The sequence below is a fragment of the Streptococcus sp. oral taxon 056 str. F0418 genome (assembly GCF_000220065.1).
Taxonomy (GTDB): Bacteria; Bacillota; Bacilli; order Lactobacillales; family Streptococcaceae; genus Streptococcus.
Genome location: NZ_AFQU01000001.1, coordinates 1,607,830 through 1,628,499, shown reverse-complemented (window position 1 = coordinate 1,628,499; position 20,670 = coordinate 1,607,830). Strand labels below are relative to the sequence as shown.

At 42.3% G+C, this 20,670-nt stretch carries 19 protein-coding genes and 3 pseudogenes; 2 read left to right on the top strand and 20 right to left on the bottom strand.

Going from position 1 to position 20,670, the window contains the following annotated elements; translation table 11 throughout:
• Positions 1-20: 20 nt before the first annotated feature.
• The 9 genes and pseudogenes from HMPREF9182_RS08095 to HMPREF9182_RS08055 form a co-directional block, all read right to left on the bottom strand.
• Positions 21-1,115 carry a nucleotidyltransferase gene (locus tag HMPREF9182_RS08095; protein WP_009754700.1) on the bottom strand — a complete coding sequence of 365 codons (1,095 nt, stop codon included), beginning with the start codon at positions 1,113-1,115 and terminating at the stop codon, positions 21-23.
• A 21-nt stretch (positions 1,116-1,136) separates the two neighbouring features.
• Entirely contained in the window at positions 1,137-2,078 is a 942-nt protein-coding gene (locus tag HMPREF9182_RS08090) for a hypothetical protein (protein ID WP_009443433.1), read from the bottom strand.
• Between the two features lie 38 nt (positions 2,079-2,116).
• Positions 2,117-2,851: a class I SAM-dependent DNA methyltransferase gene (locus tag HMPREF9182_RS08085; RefSeq protein WP_009754955.1), complete on the bottom strand. Its 735-nt coding sequence runs from the start codon at positions 2,849-2,851 to the stop codon at positions 2,117-2,119.
• Positions 2,852-2,933: 82 nt separating this feature from the next.
• A pseudogene (gene rsfS / locus HMPREF9182_RS08080) lies at positions 2,934-3,290 on the bottom strand (ribosome silencing factor); the annotation flags it as partial.
• 9 nt (positions 3,291-3,299) lie between these two features.
• Positions 3,300-3,902, bottom strand: coding sequence for a bis(5'-nucleosyl)-tetraphosphatase (symmetrical) YqeK (yqeK, locus tag HMPREF9182_RS08075; RefSeq protein ID WP_009754546.1), 603 nt, complete (start codon positions 3,900-3,902; stop codon positions 3,300-3,302).
• A complete protein-coding gene (locus HMPREF9182_RS08070; RefSeq protein WP_009443527.1) occupies positions 3,899-4,531 on the bottom strand; it encodes a nicotinate-nucleotide adenylyltransferase in 633 nt (210 codons plus the stop codon). Before HMPREF9182_RS08070 ends, yqeK begins: the two co-directional genes overlap by 4 nt.
• A 29-nt stretch (positions 4,532-4,560) precedes the next feature.
• On the bottom strand, positions 4,561-4,872 hold the full coding sequence (gene yhbY / locus HMPREF9182_RS08065; RefSeq protein WP_002896287.1) for a ribosome assembly RNA-binding protein YhbY: 312 nt from the start codon (positions 4,870-4,872) through the stop codon (positions 4,561-4,563).
• 107 nt (positions 4,873-4,979) lie between these two features.
• Positions 4,980-6,086 (bottom strand): ribosome biogenesis GTPase YqeH, encoded by a 1,107-nt coding sequence (gene yqeH, locus HMPREF9182_RS08060; protein WP_009443084.1) that lies wholly within the window; start codon positions 6,084-6,086, stop codon positions 4,980-4,982.
• Between the two features lie 2 nt (positions 6,087-6,088).
• A pseudogene (locus tag HMPREF9182_RS08055) lies at positions 6,089-6,615 on the bottom strand (YqeG family HAD IIIA-type phosphatase).
• A gap of 196 nt (positions 6,616-6,811) precedes the next feature.
• Here HMPREF9182_RS08055 and HMPREF9182_RS08050 point away from each other — a divergent pair.
• Positions 6,812-7,437, top strand: a pseudogene (locus HMPREF9182_RS08050) (TVP38/TMEM64 family protein).
• A 194-nt stretch (positions 7,438-7,631) separates the two neighbouring features.
• Here the strand turns inward: HMPREF9182_RS08050 and HMPREF9182_RS08045 are convergent.
• The 10 genes from HMPREF9182_RS08045 to HMPREF9182_RS08000 all read right to left on the bottom strand — a co-directional run bounded on the left by HMPREF9182_RS08045 (position 7,632) and on the right by HMPREF9182_RS08000 (position 18,395).
• A complete protein-coding gene (locus HMPREF9182_RS08045) occupies positions 7,632-8,543 on the bottom strand; it encodes a DMT family transporter (RefSeq protein WP_009443954.1) in 912 nt (303 codons plus the stop codon).
• A 102-nt stretch (positions 8,544-8,645) separates the two neighbouring features.
• Positions 8,646-9,692, bottom strand: a complete 1,047-nt coding sequence (locus HMPREF9182_RS08040; RefSeq protein ID WP_009754707.1) for a 2,3-butanediol dehydrogenase — start codon at positions 9,690-9,692, stop codon at positions 8,646-8,648.
• A 121-nt stretch (positions 9,693-9,813) separates the two neighbouring features.
• Entirely contained in the window at positions 9,814-10,170 is a 357-nt protein-coding gene (locus tag HMPREF9182_RS08035; protein WP_009443815.1) for a hypothetical protein, read from the bottom strand.
• An 85-nt stretch (positions 10,171-10,255) separates the two neighbouring features.
• The gene (gene gatB / locus HMPREF9182_RS08030; RefSeq protein ID WP_009754339.1) at positions 10,256-11,689 is read right to left on the bottom strand and encodes an Asp-tRNA(Asn)/Glu-tRNA(Gln) amidotransferase subunit GatB; all 1,434 of its coding nucleotides are present in this window, start codon (positions 11,687-11,689) and stop codon (positions 10,256-10,258) included.
• Positions 11,689-13,155: an Asp-tRNA(Asn)/Glu-tRNA(Gln) amidotransferase subunit GatA gene (gene gatA / locus HMPREF9182_RS08025; RefSeq protein WP_009443160.1), complete on the bottom strand. Its 1,467-nt coding sequence runs from the start codon at positions 13,153-13,155 to the stop codon at positions 11,689-11,691. Before gatA ends, gatB begins: the two co-directional genes overlap by 1 nt.
• Positions 13,155-13,457, bottom strand: coding sequence for an Asp-tRNA(Asn)/Glu-tRNA(Gln) amidotransferase subunit GatC (gene gatC / locus HMPREF9182_RS08020; RefSeq protein ID WP_005591696.1), 303 nt, complete (start codon positions 13,455-13,457; stop codon positions 13,155-13,157). The genes gatA and gatC overlap by 1 nt, the downstream gene beginning before the upstream one ends.
• 203 nt (positions 13,458-13,660) lie before the next feature.
• Positions 13,661-15,397, bottom strand: coding sequence for an aspartate--tRNA ligase (aspS, locus tag HMPREF9182_RS08015; protein WP_009443364.1), 1,737 nt, complete (start codon positions 15,395-15,397; stop codon positions 13,661-13,663).
• A gap of 287 nt (positions 15,398-15,684) precedes the next feature.
• Entirely contained in the window at positions 15,685-16,242 is a 558-nt protein-coding gene (locus HMPREF9182_RS08010; RefSeq protein ID WP_037602817.1) for a cysteine hydrolase family protein, read from the bottom strand.
• Positions 16,242-17,030: a GTP-sensing pleiotropic transcriptional regulator CodY gene (gene codY / locus HMPREF9182_RS08005; protein WP_009443579.1), complete on the bottom strand. Its 789-nt coding sequence runs from the start codon at positions 17,028-17,030 to the stop codon at positions 16,242-16,244. Before codY ends, HMPREF9182_RS08010 begins: the two co-directional genes overlap by 1 nt.
• A gap of 150 nt (positions 17,031-17,180) precedes the next feature.
• Positions 17,181-18,395: a pyridoxal phosphate-dependent aminotransferase gene (locus HMPREF9182_RS08000; RefSeq protein WP_009443046.1), complete on the bottom strand. Its 1,215-nt coding sequence runs from the start codon at positions 18,393-18,395 to the stop codon at positions 17,181-17,183.
• Between the two features lie 285 nt (positions 18,396-18,680).
• Between HMPREF9182_RS08000 and HMPREF9182_RS07995 the strand changes: the two genes are divergently transcribed.
• Positions 18,681-19,133: a universal stress protein gene (locus HMPREF9182_RS07995; RefSeq protein WP_009754873.1), complete on the top strand. Its 453-nt coding sequence runs from the start codon at positions 18,681-18,683 to the stop codon at positions 19,131-19,133.
• 131 nt (positions 19,134-19,264) lie between these two features.
• Here the strand turns inward: HMPREF9182_RS07995 and HMPREF9182_RS07990 are convergent, their stop codons facing one another.
• Positions 19,265-20,647: a Cof-type HAD-IIB family hydrolase gene (locus HMPREF9182_RS07990; RefSeq protein ID WP_009443476.1), complete on the bottom strand. Its 1,383-nt coding sequence runs from the start codon at positions 20,645-20,647 to the stop codon at positions 19,265-19,267.
• Positions 20,648-20,670: the final 23 nt, after the last annotated feature.

The window sequence follows — 20,670 nt, the reverse complement described above, 5'->3', positions numbered from 1 at the left end:
AATACTATCGCCTGCAAAATTCACAAATTTACCTGTATTGGAACCCGTCCAAAATTTTGTTCCATAAGTGCAGGATTTCCTAGCTGATAGACCTTATCAGCCTGCTGGGTTAGACTATCCCATGGCTCCTTGCCAATACGACTGACCAATTCAACTTTTCCCTTAAGCTGGGACAAATGCTGGCGCCCCTGCTCAGAAAAGCCTAAAATATGGATGCCCGACGGAAGCTCTTCTTGTCTAGCTCCGACCAGGATATAGGTCAGCAGACGCCGGGCCCTAGCCTTGGTATAGCGCTTGGTCGCCACCTGTTCAACTAGCTCTTCTATGGTCTCACTGCTTTTCAATGCTTCTTTAATCCTAACAGCCAATTCCTGATTGACCTGATAAAGATCTGTCAAATCCGGACAGGTCACTATCTGGTAACGGAGATAAGGAAAGAGGTCCGACCAGGTCACCTTGGGAGCCGTTTCAAGCAAGTGATGGGCTGGCGTGAATTTCTTGAGAAAATCTGGCTGATCCAGACTCTGACGAAGGGCAGTTGCGGAGGCGAATTCCTGATTAGCTGATAAGGAATGGTAGCCAGCCCCCTGACGTTGAATCGGGCACAGCTTTATATCTTTTCCCGCCACAGCTTTGGCATAAGCCAAGCCCAAGATATGATTGGGAGTAGATCCTGAAAAATTGAGCCCTGCAAACTCCTGCCACATAGCCTGAGTCTTTTGAGGATAGGAGAGGGAATCAGGCAGGCTAGACAGGTAAGCCTCCATCTGCTCTGCCTTTTCGCCATAGACCTTCGAAATACTCTCGTAGTCCAGCACTTCCTCAGTCCCAAAAGTCAGCTGTTCGATGCCTAGTCTCTCTAAGATGTCTACCGCCCCCTTAGCGAAAAAGTCTGCCGCCTGAACGCTGACCAAGAAAGGCAGCTCAAGAACCAGATCCGCTCCAGCTTCCAAAGCCATCTGTGCCCGAGTCCACTTGTCCACGATAGCCGGCTCCCCACGCTGAACAAAATTACCACTCATAGCGATAATTTTCAAGCCAGAAGCCTGCTCCAGCAAATATTTGTGCCCATTATGAAAAGGATTAAACTCTGCGATAATACCGGTAACTGTCATGGTAACTCCTTTTACTAGACATTACTTCTCACTATATTTATTAGCTTCAACTATTTTAAAATCGTTGTCTAATTGAGAAATTGTATTAAACAATTCCATAACATTACTAACATATTGATTAGAACAATTTATCTCCTTAATAATAAACTCCAATTTCTTTCTTTTATCATTTTCTTTTGAACGAAAAGCCAAATCTTGAAGTTGTTTCACAAGAATAAAAACGCTATGAACATCATCAATAGAATCATTTTGAGCAATATTTCTTGTTTTTGCTCTCAATTTATTTTCCATAATTCTAAAAATTTTAGGTCGTTCAAAATCCTCTAGTACCAAAATTGCAAGTGACAAATAAAGTAATTCCAAATTTCCTTCCAGAGAATATAATATTTTGTATTTTCGTAAATACTTTTGAATTTTCTCACTAACATAACGTGTACGTCTCAAAATGTAGTTATCTCTTTCGTATATCACTTGTACAATCGAAATTAGAGATAGTCCTATAGCTAAATAGAATTGAAACGCCGTATTACTTGAATCGGGTAAAATATCATTTACATCTCCTGTAAAAGCTATTCGAGCAATGTACCAGTCTAAAACAATTGAAGCTATCGCTATTATTAAAATAAATAAGTGATTCACTAATTTTCGACGACCTAGCATCAGAATTATCAGATATATAACTATCCAAAATACTAAACTTATTGTCCATAAATAATTATATGAAACATGACATGTTTTAAAAACAGAATTCAAAAATAAAGAACAAATATAGCCTAGAATAGAAAACAATGGCGAAATAAATATCCAAAAGATTATGCCATTCGTACTAATTTTATCTATGCTGGAAGAAGAAAAAAATCTCGTACTAAAACCTTGATACTCTTTCAAATTCATTGAAAGAAAGTTCTTAATCATAATATACTCTAATATGACCACAACCACAATCAAAAAGAATTCTAACATTATTACCTCAATCTATTTTGCCAAATCATTCAGCCATCTCATTTCTCCGCCACAAAGAACCAGCGAGCGCTCTTGTCAGTCGGCTCCTTTTCCTCAAAGTCCGCGTAAACCTTGACATTCTTAAAACCAGCCTGCTCCAGCAAGATATCATAGGTCAGAATCTCATAGGTCCGCTCCTCATGCACCTCATCATAGCGCGTGAAGCGCCCATCCTCGTCCTGGACAAAGAAGGTCAGCTCATGCACGATGGAATGAGGCGGTTCATCCGCATAGGAATCCCAGACCATAGCAAAGGTTTCAGCATTTTCATGATAGGAATAGCCTGGAAAAACCTCATCAATCTGGTAAATCGAGTGCACATCAAAGATAAAACGACCGCCCTCATTTAGATGCTGGTAAACTTGAGTGAAGACCTGACCAACATCTACTTCGTTCTCCATATAGCAAATCGAGTCTGAATAACAAGTCACCAAATCAAACTGACCAACGTCACTCAAATCCAGCATATTGCCCTGGATAAAGGGGATATCCAAACCGGCCTCTCTGCTACGCTTCTCTGCCAAATCCAACATTTCCTGACTCAGGTCCAATCCCGTCACATCAAAACCTGCCCGCTTAAAATAAATAGACTGAATGCCCGTACCACAGGCTAACTCCAGCAGCTTTTTCTTATCCTTGGGAAAATGACGCAAGCTGAAATCCGTCCACTTCTCATACAAAGAATCATCCATAATCGCATCGTAAACCGACGCGAAGGTTTCATAAGTTGCCATACTTTTCCTTTCAAAAATAGCCCAGCCAGCAGGCTGACTGAGCCGAATTCTGCTTTCTACCTAAGGGCAAAAAATCACTTGTTTTTTCTTCCAATAAAGCTGCAACATCCACACCAGTTGCTTCGTGCCAGAGTTTTTCCAGATTGTAATGCGCCCGCATTTCCTCAGAAAAGACATGGACAACGACGCCACCTAAGTCCAAGAGAACCCAGCCACCAGCTGCGTCTCCCTCAACATGTCCAGCAGAAAGGCCAGCTTCAGCAGCTTTCTCACGGATATTTTCAGCTACCGCATCCAGCTGACGACTGTTCATAGAGCTGACGATGACAAAGTAATCTGTCACAGTAGTCAGACCTTGCAAGTCCAAAGCTACAATGTCTTCTGCACGCTTTTCATCGGCCGCCTTCACGACCAGTTCTAATAATTCTTGTTCTTTCATAGTTCCTCTTTAATTTTCTTCTATTTCCTTCAAATACCCTACAAAGGCATTGTAAGTCTCCAAGGTCTGCGGATAGATGGGCATCCCTTTGTGAGCCAAGTGCTCCACAGTCCTTGCTGTTTCGTAGGCCACAGCTTGGTTGAGCGACCGTTGAGCCAGCTCTCTGGCCTTGTCCACTCCTGGAAAGTCCCGGTTGTGCTCAATGTAGTCGGCCACATAGACGACCTTGTCTAGCTCAGACATGGTGCCACTGCCCACCGTATGAATCTCGATGGCTCGGAGAATCTCAGCGTCTTTCACACCTAAATCTTCCTGAATCTTGTAAATGCCCACCATGCCATGCCAGACATTATTGCCCCAGTTTTTCAGGTCAGGATTCAGCTGATATTTGTCAATCAAGGATAGAAAATCCTCGTCCGATACCTTTTTGGCATAATCGTGTAGAAGGCCTGCTAGACCGGCTTTTTCGACGTCAAGACCGAAGCGCTCCGCTAATTCACGGGCTGCCTTTTCCACGCCTAGACAATGCCGCAGGCGCTTCTCAGGCATAACAGTTCCCATCTTAGCCAATAAGGCCTCACGACTCATACTGATATAGCTTTCATAGGTCATAGATAAAGCCCTTCTTTCTCGATGTAGTCTAAAACTGGCTGAGGCAACAGGAAATTAGGAGTCCGTCCCTGAGACAGGAAATCCCGCACCATACTGGAGGAAATATCCATAAGCGGCACATCCACCCAGATGACAGGGTAAGAAGTCCCCGCCTTGTAGCGTGGCCGCTGAACACCGACAAACTGAACCAGCTCAACCAGCTCATCAATCCGGTACCACTTGGGCAGGTAGTCCACCATATCCGCACCGATGATAAAGTAATAGTCTGTATCTGGATGCTGCTCTGTCAGGAGCTTCATAGTGTCGTAGGTATAGGAAATCCCCTTGCGCTCCAGCTCAATGGTTTCAACTCCTAGGCCTTCAATGCCCTCAATAGCCAGCTCCAGCATTTTCAGCCGGTGCTTTTCGTCGATAGTTTCTTTTTTATCTACATGAGGTGGTTCATACTCTGGCATGAGCAAGACCTGATCCAAGCTTAATTGTTGACGAACCTGATCCGCCACGACCAAATGAGCATTGTGGACAGGATTGAAATTCCCGCCTAAAATACCAATCTGCTTGCGTTTTTTATCTTTAACTTCTGGTTCTAATTCCACCTTGGTAAAGGGGGTTAGTAATTCAATAGCCATAGGCTGACATCTCCACAGAAATTTTTTCCTTAAATTTGCTTGACTTTCACAGAAAGTTTGCGATTTTCTTTCTTGCTGGACTGCTTGTAGAGAATCAAGATCCGGCCAATCTTCTGCACTGTATCCACTCCAATCTCTTCTTCCAAAATCTCCGCAACCTCGTGGATATTCTCATCCGTATTTTGCAAGAGCGTGACCTTAATCAACTCTCGCGCGTCCAGTGCCTGACGGACGCTGGTTTTGATTTGGTCGTTGAGTCCATTTTTCCCAATCTGAATGATGGGTTTGAGACTATGTGCCTGACTGTTGAGAAAGGCCCGTTGTTTTGATGTTAGTGTCATGTTTTTCTATAAGGCTTGAGACAGTTGGGACCTGCTTGTCTCCTCACTGCTCATGGTCTTTTCCTTCCTTGTTTTAAGGGGATTTATTCCTCTTTGTTTCTTGAGTATTATATAATAGCTTTCCGAGTGACAACCGCCACACCCTCTGGCGCCCAGCCGGCTACTTGAGCAGGTCCACTAACGCGAATCCAGCCCAAGCCAGAGAAGACGATATCTGTCTTGTCCTTGAGGGTAAATTCATGCTTGACCAAGGCTGGAAACTCTTCCTTTTCCTTGCCAACTGGTGGCACCAAGAGACTGCCGACATGCTTGTCATAAAAATCGCTAGCGCCTTGCAACTTGGTCCGGTGGAGCTTAAGTTCATTGTCAAAATAAGCTGTAAAGCCCTGCTTGTCACCTACCACAAAGTCAAAGCGACCTAAACCACCCAAAAAGAGGGTTTGCTCCGGATGGAGTTGATAGGTTTTGGGCTTGATTTCCTTTTTGGGACTGACGTATTTGAGATTCTTAGCTGATAGATAGTGAGCCATCTGGTGACGATGGATAATCCCCGGCGTATCATAGATATGACTGCCGTCTGCTAAAGGAATCTCGATTTTGTCCAGAGTTGTTCCCGGGAAGCGCGAAGTCGTAATAATATCCTTATCGCCCGTGATTTCCTGAATAATGGCGTTAATCAAAGTGGACTTGCCCACATTGGTCACGCCGACCACATAAACATCACGTCCCTTGCGGCAGTGCTCAATCTTGTCAATCAAGTCCTTAATCGCCTGCTTGTTTTGAGCAGAGGTCAGGACCACATCGACTGGACGCAGGCCTTCTTCGTGAGCCCGCTCTGTCAGCCATTGGGTCACCTTGCTATCCTTAACCGACTTAGGCAAAATGTCCTTTTTATTCCCAACCAAGAGAACATCATTTCCTGCGACAAAGCGAGGCAGGCCAGGGATGACAGATCCATTAAAGTCAAAAATATCGATAACATTGACGACCAAGGCGTCGCTATCTCCAACTTCGTGGAGAAGCCGCAGAAAGTCATCATCCGTCAGCTGAACATCGCTGATTTCATTATAATGGCGCAGGCGGAAACAGCGCTGACAATAGAGTTCGCCTGTCTCCAAGCCTTTTTCTAGAGCTGACTGGGGCGTGAAGCCTAGCTTGCCCTTATCTTCAGTCTGAATAGGGGCTCCACAGCCGATACAGAGAAGTTCTTCCATACTTAAATTCCTTTTTTGTATTGAATTGGACCGTATTTTTCAGTGATTTTCTGGAGCACACAGCGTTCACGCGCCCGATTGATCTGAGTCTTGATAGAGTCGTGCTCGACCAGTGGTTTAACCAAAATCGAGCGAATCCCGGCCCGATGAGCTGCCCGAATATCCGTCATGAGCTGATCGCCCACCATGACCACTTCCTTTTTTTCAAAATGGAAAAGCTTGAGCGCTCGGTCAATTCCCCAAGTGAAAGGCTTCATTGCCCAGTAGACATAGTCAATATCAAATTTTTCAACAGCCCGCTTGACTCTTTTTTTGGTATTGTTAGACACTACAATAATCCGAATCCCAGCATCACGTAGATCATGGAGCCACTTCTTCATCTCTGGAGTCCCGTCAGGATTATTCCAAGCAATGAGGGTATTGTCCAAATCTACTAGAACTGCCTTGATTCCTTGTTTTTTAAACTCTCTACTGTTAAATCATAAACTGCCTCGATAGCAAAATCGGGCATGTAATTTTCAATCGTCACATCTCTCTCCAAAATTCGTAGTCTTATTATTATAGCACAAAATAAGCGTTCTCGCACGGATGACTCTGCTTCTTTCACTAAATCATCTAATCAAAGATACATCTGAAGACTGATTTTCGACATTTCACTAGTTCAGTTGCCCATTCTACTTCAAAACATGATATAGTAGAATTAGATTTTTTCATCGGAGGAGATTATGACAGGAAAAAACCGACAGTTTCAAGCTGTATCCCCTTTTTTACAAAAAGTCATTAATTGGTCTTCTATAATAGGAGCCCTCGCTACGGTTGTCTTTTGTATTTGGGCATACCAGGCAGGCATACTAGATTCTAAAGAAACTCTTTCTGCCTTTATCAAACAAGCTGGCATCTGGGGACCTCCATTTTTTATTTTTTGCAAATTTTACAAACAGTTGTACCCATTATCCCTGGCGCTCTAACTTCTGTAGCAGGTGTTTTTATTTATGGCCATATTGTTGGTACAATTTATAACTATATCGGCATTGTCATTGGTTGTGCCATCATTTTCTATCTCGTTCGCCTATATGGTCCAGCCTTTGTCCAATCGGTTGTTAGCAAAAAGACTTATGACAAGTATATCGGATGGCTAGATGAAGGAAATCGCTTTGAACGCTTCTTTATCTTTATGATGATTTGGCCTATTAGCCCCGCTGACTTCTTATGTATGCTGGCAGCTTTAACCAAAATGACCTTCAAGCGTTATATGATCATCATTCTCCTTTGTAAACCTTTTACCTTAGTTGTCTATACTTATGGCTTAACATATATCATTGACATCTTCTGGCAGATGGTTCCAAAATAAAAATCACGAGGCTGGGACAAAAGTCCTAGCCTCTCAATTGTCTTTGGATTGTCGAGCAAGACGCAGTGGTTGAGTGGGCTCTACTACGCTGATTTCATCAGCTTTTACAGCCCTACTCAACTATGCGGAGGTGGGACGGCGAAATCAAATTCTAACGAATTACCGATTTCTGTCCCACTCTCGTTTTTATCTGTTTAAAGAATGCCTTTTTTCTTTTGAATCCATAAATCTTTCAAAGAAATCAGCAGAACTGCCATAAGAATCATGGCCATCCCCACAATATCTAAAATATAAAAATGTTCCCGCATAATCAAAAATGCAAAGAAAACGGCTGAAATAGGTTCTATGGAAGCCAAAAGACTAGATTTCACCGGTCCCACAATGGTTGTTCCTTTCAAAAATAAGGTATAGGCAAAGATAGTACCAATAACAATAATTCCTATCAACGCTAGAAGGATATCCAATCGAAATAACCACTGATGCTGCATAAGGCCACTAAAAGGTAACAAAAAAACGCTTGAAATTGTCATGCCAATCCCAATAACCAACATACTTCCCCACTTCTTAATCAAGTCAATGGGTAAAAGAATATAAAGAGAGTAGGTAAAGGCTGAAAACAAACCAATTAGCAGGCCTTTTGGAGTCATAGAGAGCTGATTCAACTGACCGTGCGTTGCAATCAAGAACGTTCCTCCAACCGCTAAAATCATAGAGAAAATTTCTGAGACAGTCGGAGCAACCTTGTCTTTGATACAAGTATAAGCCAAGATACCAACTGGGCAAAGATATTGTAAAACTGTCGCAGTTCCTGCATTAGTTTCGTGAATAGCTTCCAAATAAGCGTATTGATTAAGAAAGAGTCCGAACAATGCAAAAATCAAAATCAAAGTGAGCGATTGCTTATCTTTCCATATCAAACGAAAGGAGAGTGGATTAGAAAAATAAGCCACTCCCATCAAGGATAGACCAGCTAATAACAAGCGAACATTCGTGAGACTTAAAGCAGAAAAACCATGCACCATCAGATATTGCCCACTTGTTCCAGAAAGTCCCCAGGCAATTCCAGCTACTAACGTATAAATCGTTCCTTTTAACATCTTTGACATGGTAGCTCTAAATCCTTTCTATTTCTATGTTTATTATAGCACAAGACACAAAGAAAAATCAGCCAGTTTCAGCTGATTCTCATATCATATTTAAGCAAAAATTTATTCTGGCGATACTAAAATCTTGATCTGTGTCTTATCCTGGGTCAGCTCGATAAAGCCTTCTTGCACAATATCCTCCAGTTTAATTTTCTTGGTCACAAGCTTGTCTGCAGAGAAATAGCCCTGCTCCATCAGTTCCAACACCTTAGGGAATATATGCCGATAGGCGATGATACCCTTGAGTGATTTTTCTTGAATAGCAAATTCATTTGGATTAATGCTGGCTTCTCGTTCCCAGATAGAAACCACCATACATTCTCCAGCCTTGTGGACAGCAGCTAAAGCTTGTCCCAGCACAACTGGCACTCCAGTTACTTCATAAGACACATCTGCTCCACCACCCGTTAAACGCTGGATAGCAGCTACCACATCTTCACCTTCTTCTGGTCGCACAATGATGGCCCCAAGCTCCTCTGCTTTTGCTTGGCGCTCTGGAGATAACTCGACACCATAAATCTTAGAGGCTCCGGCCGCCCGCAAAGCTTCAACAATCAAGAGCCCGATTGGTCCCAAACCAAATACAACCGCTGTATCGCCCGTTTTAAGAGCTGACTGACGAACTGCATAAACTGCCACAGCAGCAGGTTCTGTCAAGGCTGCCTGCTCATAGCTAAGACTATCTGGAACTTTGTGAACAATATCTCCATCCAAAACACAATATTTGGCAAAACCACCATCAGCCGCCAAACCGACAAAGTTTAGATTAGGGTCCAGATTGTAATCACCGACAAGATTATGCTTAGCTAAAATAGGCTCAACTGTTACCCGATCGCCAACTTTGACCCGTGTTACGCCACTTCCAACTTCAACAATTTCCCCAGCAAACTCATGCCCCAAGGTTACAGGTGCCTTTTGTCCAGAGTAGACATGCTCTGTTTCTGTCGGAATAAAGATCGGCCCGTCCAGATATTCATGCAAGTCAGTTCCACAGATTCCAGTGAACTTGACTGCAATTTTAACCTGATGCGGTTTGACTTCTGGTACATCCACTTCTTCAATACGGACATCTTTAGCACCATACCAACGCGCAGCATTCATTTTCTCCATAAAAACACCTCGCTTTATAATTTGTCAGCTTAATTGTAAACCCTTTCATAAATCTTGTCAAAAGATTAGCTATATTTTCAAAAAATAATATACAAAAAACCAGCATCAGCTAGTCGTAGACTTATTCTACAATTCTAGCTGAGTAAAATGGAAGAACAAACATTAAAATTATATAAAGAATCAAGAGAATCACACAGAGCCATCCGCCAAATATAAGAGCAACTATTAAAGTTCCCAAACAAATAGAAAAATTAGTAAAATTTGTTTCTATCAGCAGGGTTTCTCCTGCTTTAACTGTCACTGGCTTGGTTTTCATAGGAGCTGCTCCTACACGAACAACAGCTTCTTCTCCCTCAATAGGAAAGACAGCCTCGTCACCATTCTTAATTGCTCCAACTTTCCGATCATTGATAAAGATTGGAAACTTTCCAATAATCCCTACAAAACCTGTCCCACGTTTAATTTTAATTTCTGACATAAAAGGCTCCTTTGCTTTTTATATTTTAACAAAATAGATGATTAAAGAGAATAAAAAACCAGCCTCACGACTGGTTTTCTCGGCTCTATAATTTCTCCAACTCTTCATTGAGCAGTTTTTGTGCTACTTGTGGGTTGGCTTGACCCTTAGTGGCCTTCATGAGCTGACCAATTAAGGACTTGGCCGCATTCTTGTTGCCGCCCTTATAGTCATTGATAGCTTTTTCATTGTTGGCAAATACTTCTTGGATGATTGGCAAAAGCTGCGCAGGGTCTGAGATTTGAATCAGGCCAGCTTTTTGCACATATTCCTTGGCAGAGCCACCATTTTTAGCCAGATGGACAAAGACCTTCTTAGCAATCTTAGAGGAAATCGTTCCGTCTGCAATCAGAGCAATCATCTCCGTCAGGTTCTCAGGTGTCAGCTCAATCTCAGAGATGGTCTTGCCTTCGGCATTGAGGTATTGAGCCACATCTCCTTGGAGCCAGTTAGAGACAGCCTTGGCATCACCGCCTGTGGCAACAGCTGCTTCAAAGAAGTCTGACACAGCCTTAGTCGCTGTCAACTGCTTGGCATCGTAGTCAGACAGACCATAATCGCCCACATACTTAGCCCGGCGTTCTTTTGGAAAGGCTGGCAGACTGCTACGTACTTGCTCAATCCAAGCATCTTCAATCTCAAAGATTGGCAGATCAGGCTCTGGGAAGTAACGGTAGTCCGCTGATCCTTCCTTGACCCGCATGAGCAGGGTTTCGCCAGTCGCTTCATCATAACGACGGGTTTCCTGACGGATTTGACCGCCACTGCGTAGGATTTCTGCTTGACGTTTTTCCTCAAATGCTAGACCCTTACGAACAAAATTGAAGGAGTTAAGGTTTTTCAGCTCAGTCTTGGTACCAAATTCTTCCTGGCCGTACGGACGGATAGAAATATTGGCATCGACACGCATGGAGCCCTCTTCCATCTTGACATCAGAAATGCCCGTGTACTGGATGATTTCCTTGAGAGCAGTCAGGTAGGCATAAGCTTCTTCTGGACTGCGCATATCCGCTTCCGATACAATCTCAATCAATGGCACACCTTGGCGGTTGAGGTCCACATAAGAGTAGCCATCGCTACCGTGGGTATTTTTTCCTGCATCTTCTTCCAAGTGGGCCCGCTCGATACGGATTTTCTTGGTCGTGCCATCTTCTAGCTCAATCTCAATCCAGCCATTGTAGCCAATCGGCTCATCAAACTGAGAAATTTGATAGGCTTTGGGATTGTCCGGATAGAAGTAATTTTTGCGGTCAAAGTGCATCTTCTGGTGAATATCCATGTTCAAGGCCAGAGCAGCCTTGATACCATAGTCAATGACGCCCTTATTCATAACAGGCAGAACACCTGGGAAGGACCAGTCAATGATATTGGTGTTGGCATTGGGATCTTCACCGAAGTGAGCTGGAGCCGGTGAGAAAATTTTTGAATTGGTCTTCAATTCAACATGGACTTCCAGTCCGATAACTGTTTCAAAGTTCATTATTTTTCACCTCCAAAGATAACTGGCTGCTGTTTGTGGTAGTCAGTCGTCGCTTCAAATGCTGCAGCTGCCTGATAGATGGTCGCTTCATCGAAGTGGTTACCAATCAGCTGCAAACCGACAGGAAGACCATCTACAAAGCCAGCTGGGATTGAAATGCCTGGTAGGCCAGCCAGATTGACTGGAATGGTCAAAAGGTCAGCCAGATACATGGCCACTGGATCTTGGTTTTGACTGCCCAAATCATAAGCAACAGTTGGTGCAGTTGGGCCTAAGATCAAATCATATTTTTCAAATACCTTTGCAAAATCTTGCATGATCAAGGTCCGAACCTGACCAGCTTTCTTGAAGTAAGCATCGTAGTAACCAGATGACAAACTGAAAGTTCCCAGCATGATGCGGCGTTTCACCTCTTCACCAAAACCTTCGCTGCGAGATTTGACATAGACATCTTCTAGATTTTCAATGTCTTCTGCGCGGTAGCCATAGCGAATACCGTCAAAACGCTGCAGGTTAGAACTAGCTTCAGAAGAAGCAATGATATAGTAGACTGCCACGCCGTACTTGCTGTGAGGCAGGCTGACCTCTTCAACAATAGCTCCTAGACTTTCCAAGTGCTTCGCTGCTGCCAGAATCGTTTCCTTGACCTTGCTGTCAATTCCCTCACCCATGTATTCCTTAGGCAGGGCAATCTTCATTCCCTTTATGTCTTGGCCAATCTTGCTGGTAAAGTCTGGCACTGCTTCTTGTGATGATGTAGAATCCTTAGGATCATTACCAGAAATAACATTCAAGAGCTGAGCATTTTCCTTAACTGTCTGAGAGAAAGGTCCAATCTGGTCTAAAGAAGAACCAAAAGCAATGAGACCAAAACGCGAAACCCGTCCATAGGTTGGCTTGAGGCCGACTACACCGTTAAAGGAAGCCGGCTGGCGAATAGAACCACCAGTATCAGACCCTAGTGACAGACGAACCTGACCAGAGGCAACAGATGTCGCTGAACCACCAGATGATCCACCAGGAACCTTGCTACTGTCCCAAGCATTTTTTGTCGTCTTAAAGTAGGAGTTTTCGCTAGAACCACCCATGGCAAACTCGTCCATGTTGGTCTTCCCAACGATAATCATATCCTTACCATAGAGCTTCTCTACACTGGTCGCATCGAAAATTGGCTTGTAGTTGTAGAGCATTTTTGATGCAGCTGTTGTCAAAATTCCCTTGGTTGAGATATTATCCTTGACTGCTAGCGGAATTCCGCTCATGAGATTGTCAGCATCAATGCCCTTAGCATCCAGAGCCGCAGCCTTTGCTAAAGCTTCTTCTTCGCTGATAGTAATGAAACTGTCCACAGCTCCTTCACGTTCTTTAATATCCGCCAAAGTTGCCTGAGTTAACTCAACCGCAGAAATTTCTTTCTTGACCAGCAAGTCGTGCAGTTCTTCAATGGTCTTGTGATTAAAAGTCATTAGGCATCTCCTCCGTCATCTAGGATAGCAGGCACTTTGATGTAGCCCCGCTCTTTTTCAGGTACATTTTGAAACAGTTCTTCCCGATTCCAGCCCGGCTGAGCCACATCTTCTCGCATATAGTTGATATTGGCAGCTACATTGGAAGTAAAAGGCACTCCTTCTGTGTCTACTTCATTAAGTAATTCGACCATGTCGACAATCTTAGACAAAGTCGTTGCAAACTCAGCTGTTTCTTCTGGTGAAAAAGCCAACTTTGACAGCTTAGCTACGTGACTTACTTCTTCTTGAGTAATCTTCATCTCTGATTCCTTTCTTAAGATATATGAGCTTTGAATACTGACCGAAAACGACAAACCTAGAAAAGATTTTTTATTTTCAAGTTTTGCTCATCTTTTTTGTTAAGATAGAGACGCAAACTCCTTTAATAGTTACGACCTCTTTCTTTGGCTTATTCCTGCTATCCTTCAGGAAATCGCATCATTTCATTTTACCATATTTCAGGCTAGTTCTTCAATTCCAAATGCAGTTCTTTGAGCTGTCTTTGGTCAACCAAACTTGGACTTTCCAGCATCGGGTCAAAGCCCGTACCATTTTTTGGAAAGGCGATGACCTGGCGAATATTTTGCTCTCCAGCCAAGATCATAACTAGACGATCCAAGCCTAGAGCTAGACCGCCATGTGGTGGGAAGCCGTATTCTAAGGCTTCAAGGAAGAAACCAAAGTCCCGCTCATAGTCTTCCCGGCTCATGCCTAATAGCTCAAACATCGCTTCTTGAGCCTTCCGGTCATGAATCCGAAGACTGCCTCCACCAATTTCATAGCCATTCAAGACGATGTCGTAAGCATGACTGCGGAATTGGTCTGGCTCCTGTCCATCTTCAAAAATTCCCTGTGTGAAAGGATGGTGCATGGCTTGGTAGCGATCTTGATCTTCATTCCACTCCAGCAGTGGCCAATCCACAACCCAGAGGAAATGAAGCAGACTCGGATCAATCAAATCTAAAGCTTTCGCGACTTCTAGACGCAAATGTCCCAAAGCTTCCTGAGCTCGACGCTTCTTGGCCATGACTAACAGGATTAAATCTCCATCCTTGGCTTCAAAGCGTGACAGCAACTCCTGAGTCTCAGCTTCAAAGGTACTAGCTAAATCTCCAACTAACTGACCATTCTCAACTTTGAGACTGACAAAACGGCTACAACCAAAATCCTTCATTTCTTGGTAGTAGTGACTGAGTTGCTTTTTGCTAAAAGCACTAGCCGCATCTGGCACACAGATTCCCATCACTTCCTCTTGGTTGTCCAAGACTTTCTTGATAAGAAGCGAGACATTGGACTGGCACAAATCCGTCAAACTCTTCAGCTCTAAACCAAAGCGTGTGTCCGGCTTGTCTGAGCCAAAGCGACTCACAGCCTCTTCATAGCTGATAGTTGGGAAATCTTGCTTCAACTCTAAACCATGAGTTTTCTTGACAATTGCCTTGAGCATGGCTTCAACTAGAGCTCGAATTTCTTCCTCGCTAGCAAAGCTCAACTCTAAGTCCACCTGGGTAAACTCTGGCTGACGATCGCCTCGCAAGTCTTCGTCGCGGAAGCAACGAACAATCTGATAATAACGCTCGAGACCAGCTCCCATCAGCAACTGCTTGAGCATCTGCGGACTCTGAGGCAAGGCGTAGAACTGATTTTTAAAGACCCGACTAGGAACTAAGAAATCCCTAGCCCCTTCTGGTGTCGACTTGGTCAGATAAGGCGTCTCCACTTCCAAAAAGTCCAAACCATTCAAATATTCTCGAATAGTTGAGGTGACCTGATGACGAAGTTTGAGGTTATGTGTCATCTTCTCACGACGCAAGTCTAGATAGCGATATTTCTGACGCAGATCCTCACCAGTGTGAGCGTGCTTATCTAATTCAAAAGGCAAGGCCTTACTGCTAGCAATAATCTCAATTTTCTCAGCCCTCAGCTCAACCTGACCAGACTTAATGGTCTTGTTGACAAAACGCTCTTCCCGCTGAACAACCTGTCCTGTCACCGCAATAAGATCTTCCTTGCCAATCACTTCTAGCTTAGCAAAATCTTCAAGCTCACCGCTAACAAAAACCTGAAGTAAGCCCTCACGATCTCGCAATTCAATAAAGGCTAGCTTACCATGGTTACGGACATTGGACACCCATCCAGTTGCAGTCATGGTCTGTCCTACCTGTTCTAAACCGTAGTTTCCAATAAAAATTTCTTTCATATTTTCCTCCCTCATCAGTACAAAGCCATGAAAATAAGCATATCTATCACCTAGTTACATAGTCAAAAAACAAAAAGCTTCCGTCTTAAAACAGACGAAAGCCGTGGTACCACTGTTATTTGCCGCCTTAAAAGGCAGCCTCTAAACTCGTAACGTGAGCAACGTTTGTGCTTTATCACACAAAAGATTATGAAACATGTTCTTCGGTTTTTGCTTTCTTGGTGCTGTTCTCAGCCATCAGCACTCTCTGTACAAGTCAGCAAGCCTACTCTGTTTCTCTTTTACTTTTAAATTGTATCCATTATAGACGAACCTAAGACATTTTGCAAGTGATTTAAGGCAAATTTGTGATTTTCCTCTGACAAAGAGGCAACAGCTGGCTCTACCACTTGAATCTGATAACCTAGATTATAGGCATCAATCGCTGTATGCAGAACACAAATATCTGTCAAGACTCCTGTCAAAATAATCGTATCTACCTTTCTTTCTCGCAGTCGAATATCCAAATCCGTGCCAGAAAAGGCAGAATAATGACGTTTATCCATCCAAAAGACCCGAGAGTCTGCTTGATGCTTCTCATAAAAATCAGCCAAAGGACCGTAAAGATTGCGACCGCTAGTCCCTTTGATATTGTGAGGTGGAAACAACTTGCTTTCAGGATGAAAGGCGTCATCCTCATCATGGGCATCAATAGCAAAGAAGATGTAATCACCTCGCTCAAAGGCTACCTCAGTTACTCGAGCAATGCTTTCTGAAATTGCCTGTGCTGGTGCTCCTGCTGTCAACTTGCCCTCATCAGCCACAAAATCAACCGTATAATCAATGGAAATCAGTGCTTTTGTCATTAGTAGTCTCTCTTTTTAATTTCCTCAAAAACATCAGGAATCAGAACTTTCAAATAAGTTCCCTTCATCCCCAGCGAGCGGCTTTCAATAATTCCAGCACTTTCCAGCTTACGTAGAGCATTGACAATGACCGAGCGAGTAATACCAATACGGTCTGCAATGACAGAAGCCGTCAAATGCCCTTCATTTCCATTTAACTCACCTAAAATTGCTGAAACCGCACGCAGTTCTGAATAAGATAAAGTGTTCACTGCCATGGTCACTGCGGTCCGACGTCGAATATTCTTTTCATCTTCTTCGCGTTGGAAATTGAGCAATTGAATCCCTACAACAGTGCTAGAAATTTCTACTAAGACCAAATCGTCATCATCAAATTCTTTATCATTTCGCCAAATGATTAAAGAACCCAGACGAATTCCGGAAACATGAATCGGTGCAATTGTCGTCAAACCATCTGGAAAATCTGCCTGCGTTTCAACTGGGAAAATGGATAACTCATGCTCCACATGTAGATTGGCCTCCGTATCATAAATCAGATTTGCCGAACGAATATAGTCTTCTGGAAATGTCTTTGTCTGATAAAAAGCCTCTACACGGTCATTATTGGTTTTATATCGCATGAAATAACCCAGCAAACGCCCTTTGCTATTGACGATACAGGCATTGCAATCCATAATGTCCGCTAACTGTCTTGTAATATCATTGTATGGCAATTCTTCTTGAAGTTGCTCCTCAGAACGTTTCAAAATAGACGTAATTTTTCTTGTTTTTTCTAATAAATGTGCCATAAGCCACCTCGTTTTTAGTCCGCTTGATTATACCACAAATTGACAGAAATTTCAACAATTATCTGAAAATTGTTTATTGAAAAACAATTTTTTACTTTCTGTGATTTTCTCGATAAAAAAGGCCAAAAATAATATTTTAGCCTTTGTATATTATCTTTTGTATTGGCGCAAGAAGCGAGTCATTTTTTCCTGAACTTGAGCTAATTCATCCACACGAGGAAGATATACGATGCGGAAGTGGTCAGGATCTTTCCAATTAAATCCTCGGCCATGTACTAACAAAATTTTCTCTTGTTTTAAGAAATTCAAGACAAACTGTTCATCATCATCAATCTGATACATTTCTCGGTCAATCTTTGGAAAAATATAAAGTCCTGCTTTAGGCTTAACCGCAGACAAGCCTGGAATATCATTGATAGCTTTGTAAATAAAGTTTCGTTGCTCATAAATGCGACCACCCGGTAGCAACAATTCGTCTACAGATTGATGTCCACCCAGAGAAGTTTGAACCACTTGCTGAGCCAACACATTTGAACAAAGCCGCATGTTTGAAAGCATGTTTAATCCTTCAATATAACCTTGAACATGCTTTTTAGGCCCTGACAAGGCCATCCATCCAACACGGAAACCAGCAATCCTATGAGATTTTGATAAACCGTTCATGCTAACACAGAACAAATCTGGCGCTAAGCTCGCAATAGCTGTATGCTTTTCACCATCCATGACCAAACGATCATAAATTTCATCTGCAAAAATGATCAAACCATTTTGACGAGCGATTTCAACAATTTCTTCTAAGATTTCCTTTGGATATAGAGCACCAGTTGGATTATTTGGATTAATGACGACAATCGCTTTTGTATTTGACGTGATTTTTGATTTAATGTCATCTATATCAGGATACCAGTCTGCTTCCTCATCACAAAGGTAATGCACTGCATTTCCACCTGCTAAGCTAATCGCTGCAGTCCATAATGGATAATCTGGCATCGGAACTAAGACTTCATCGCCATTGTCAAGCAAGCCCTGCATGGACATCACAATCAACTCACTGACACCATTTCCCAGATAAATGTCTTCAATACCGACATCTGGAATATGCTTCAGCTGACAATACTGCATAATCGCTTTACGTGCTGAAAAAAGACCTTTTGAGTCCGAATACCCTTCACTGCTACGAGCGTTGATGATTAAATCATGAATCACTTCATCTGGAGCAGTAAAACCAAATTCTGCAGGATTACCTGTATTCAGACGTAAAATACGCTCTCCGTTTGCTCTCATTCGCATAGCTTCTTCTAGCACTGGACCACGAATATCATAAGCCACATGTTCTAATTTGACAGATTTGTTGTATTCTTTCATTTTGAATTCCTCATTTCAATCAATCGTCTTATTATAACGCAATTTTTATCAAAAATCCAAAAAATATCACGAAAATTTAGGGAGAAATTAGTAAAACGACGAATGCTTCTGTTGGTCTGTTTTATGGAAGTTCTATGGCTTTCACTTTATTTCTTCATTTTCTTTACCTTCTATCAGAAAAGGCTTTACATCTTTCATGAAAAGGTTTACAATATAAGTGTAGAAAGTGTTTCAACACTTCCACGATTGTTGAAACAGCCTTAGCATCTTTATGGAGGTAGTCTTATGTTACAAAAATATGAAAACATTCTAGTTGCGATTGATGGCTCTCGTGAAGCTGAATTGGCTTTTGAAAAAGGAGTTAATGTAGCATTACGAAACAAATCTCGTTTGACAATTGCCCATGTTATTGATACGCGTGCCTTACAAAGCGTATCTACATTTGATGCTGAAGTTTATGAAGACTTGCAAAAAGACGCCAAACAATTAGTTACTGAATACGAAAATAAGGCTCGTGAAGCTGGAGTCAACGATGTTGTTACCGTCGTAGAACTCGGAAACCCTAAAACTTTATTAGCAACTGAAATCCCAGATGCACAAAAGGCCGATCTTATCATGGTAGGAGCTACTGGACTCAATGCTTTTGAACGTTTATTGGTTGGCTCTTCATCAGAATATATCCTACGCCATGCAAAAGTAGATTTACTCATTGTTCGCGACAGCGAAAAAACAATGTAAAAAACGAAACAAAAATAGGTTGAGATAGAAATATCTTAACCTATTTTTATATATGATGTAGCAAGAGGGGACGAGAAAAATCCCTTGATTTTAATCTCAGCACTCTCAAATAAGACACTTAAACATCGCTTTTATTTTGAATCATTATTTTTCTTATATGCCTGAATTTGCCGTTCTAATTCCTTCTTAATGGCTGGTTCCGGTGCATATTTTTCTTCCCAATCATCTGGTTTCAAAATTTTGTGGGTCACAGGATCAAAATGAGCTTTACCGTCTGGAAAAATTTTTCCCATATTCGCCTGATGGACAATATCAAAAACCCGCTCAGGATCCACTCCCATCAAAACAAAACTTCCATAAGTAAAATAAAGAGTATCAATCAATGCATCAACTTGACCAACAAGAGAAATATCAGCCTTATGTTTGCTTTTGACCTTAGTGGCTGCTTTATCAAGTGCAGCATGTAGAGATGAGACCGCATCTTCAAACTCTTCTTCTGACCCGCTGGCAGCTCGTAAAAATTCAACCAATTCTTCTAATTTGAAAGATGCTCGATGGCGTGCTCCCTCAGGTGTCCAAGGAATCGGCTCCTCTTGTGTCGTCTCATCCATGACACTGTGAAATTCTTTGACTTTGTTAAAATGATGATCACTACTAGTGAAGACCTTCTCGCTAGCCAAAATACCGAAGTGCTCTAGTGCTTTATGAATACCGTCTTGGCTATTACTTGTCGTAGTGTGTTTGGCTACTTCTTTGACCCTACTAGTCCCATTGCCCATAGCAATAGACATGCCTACTCCCGATAGCATTTCAAGGTCATTGTCCGAATCTCCGAAGGCCATGACTTGGTTGATGTCAAATCCGTATTCCCTTCCTACTCGCTCAATTCCCTGTAATTTTGAAGTATTGGCATTAATGATATCTGCAGCATAAGGACTCGAACGTGTAAACTTCAAATCAGGAAATTCCTTCTCTAAATGTTGTGTCTCTTCTGGAGTCGCTAGCATAACCACTTGATAAATTGGCTCTCTTGAGATATTTATCAAATCTTCTTTTTTCTGAGAAATAATCTTGCCAACAAAACGATTAAAACCATGACTAATATAACGAGCCAAACGTTTAGGTACAAATTGACTCCCCCATTGTGAAAATGGGCTCATTCCAAAACGCATGATATGACTGCCAATCATATCATTTTCAGTTCCCAGCGCAATTTCCTTTTTATGTGTTCGTGAGTAATCAATAATAGCACGAAGACTTGCTTTATCAATAGGTGTCGCTGCAATAACCTTTTCTTTTGAGAAGATATATTGGCCATTATAGGTCACAGCAAAATCCAAATCCAAATCCTTCATAAAGGATTGGACGAAAAAAGGACCTCTTCCTGTCGCCAGACCAACCAAGATACCCTGCTGTTTCAAATTTTGAATAGCTTGCTCTGTTGATTTGAGAACAGTTCGGCTATCATTGACCAAAGTACCGTCGATATCGAAAAAAACAGCTTTTACTTCCATGAATCTAATTCTTTCCTTTTATG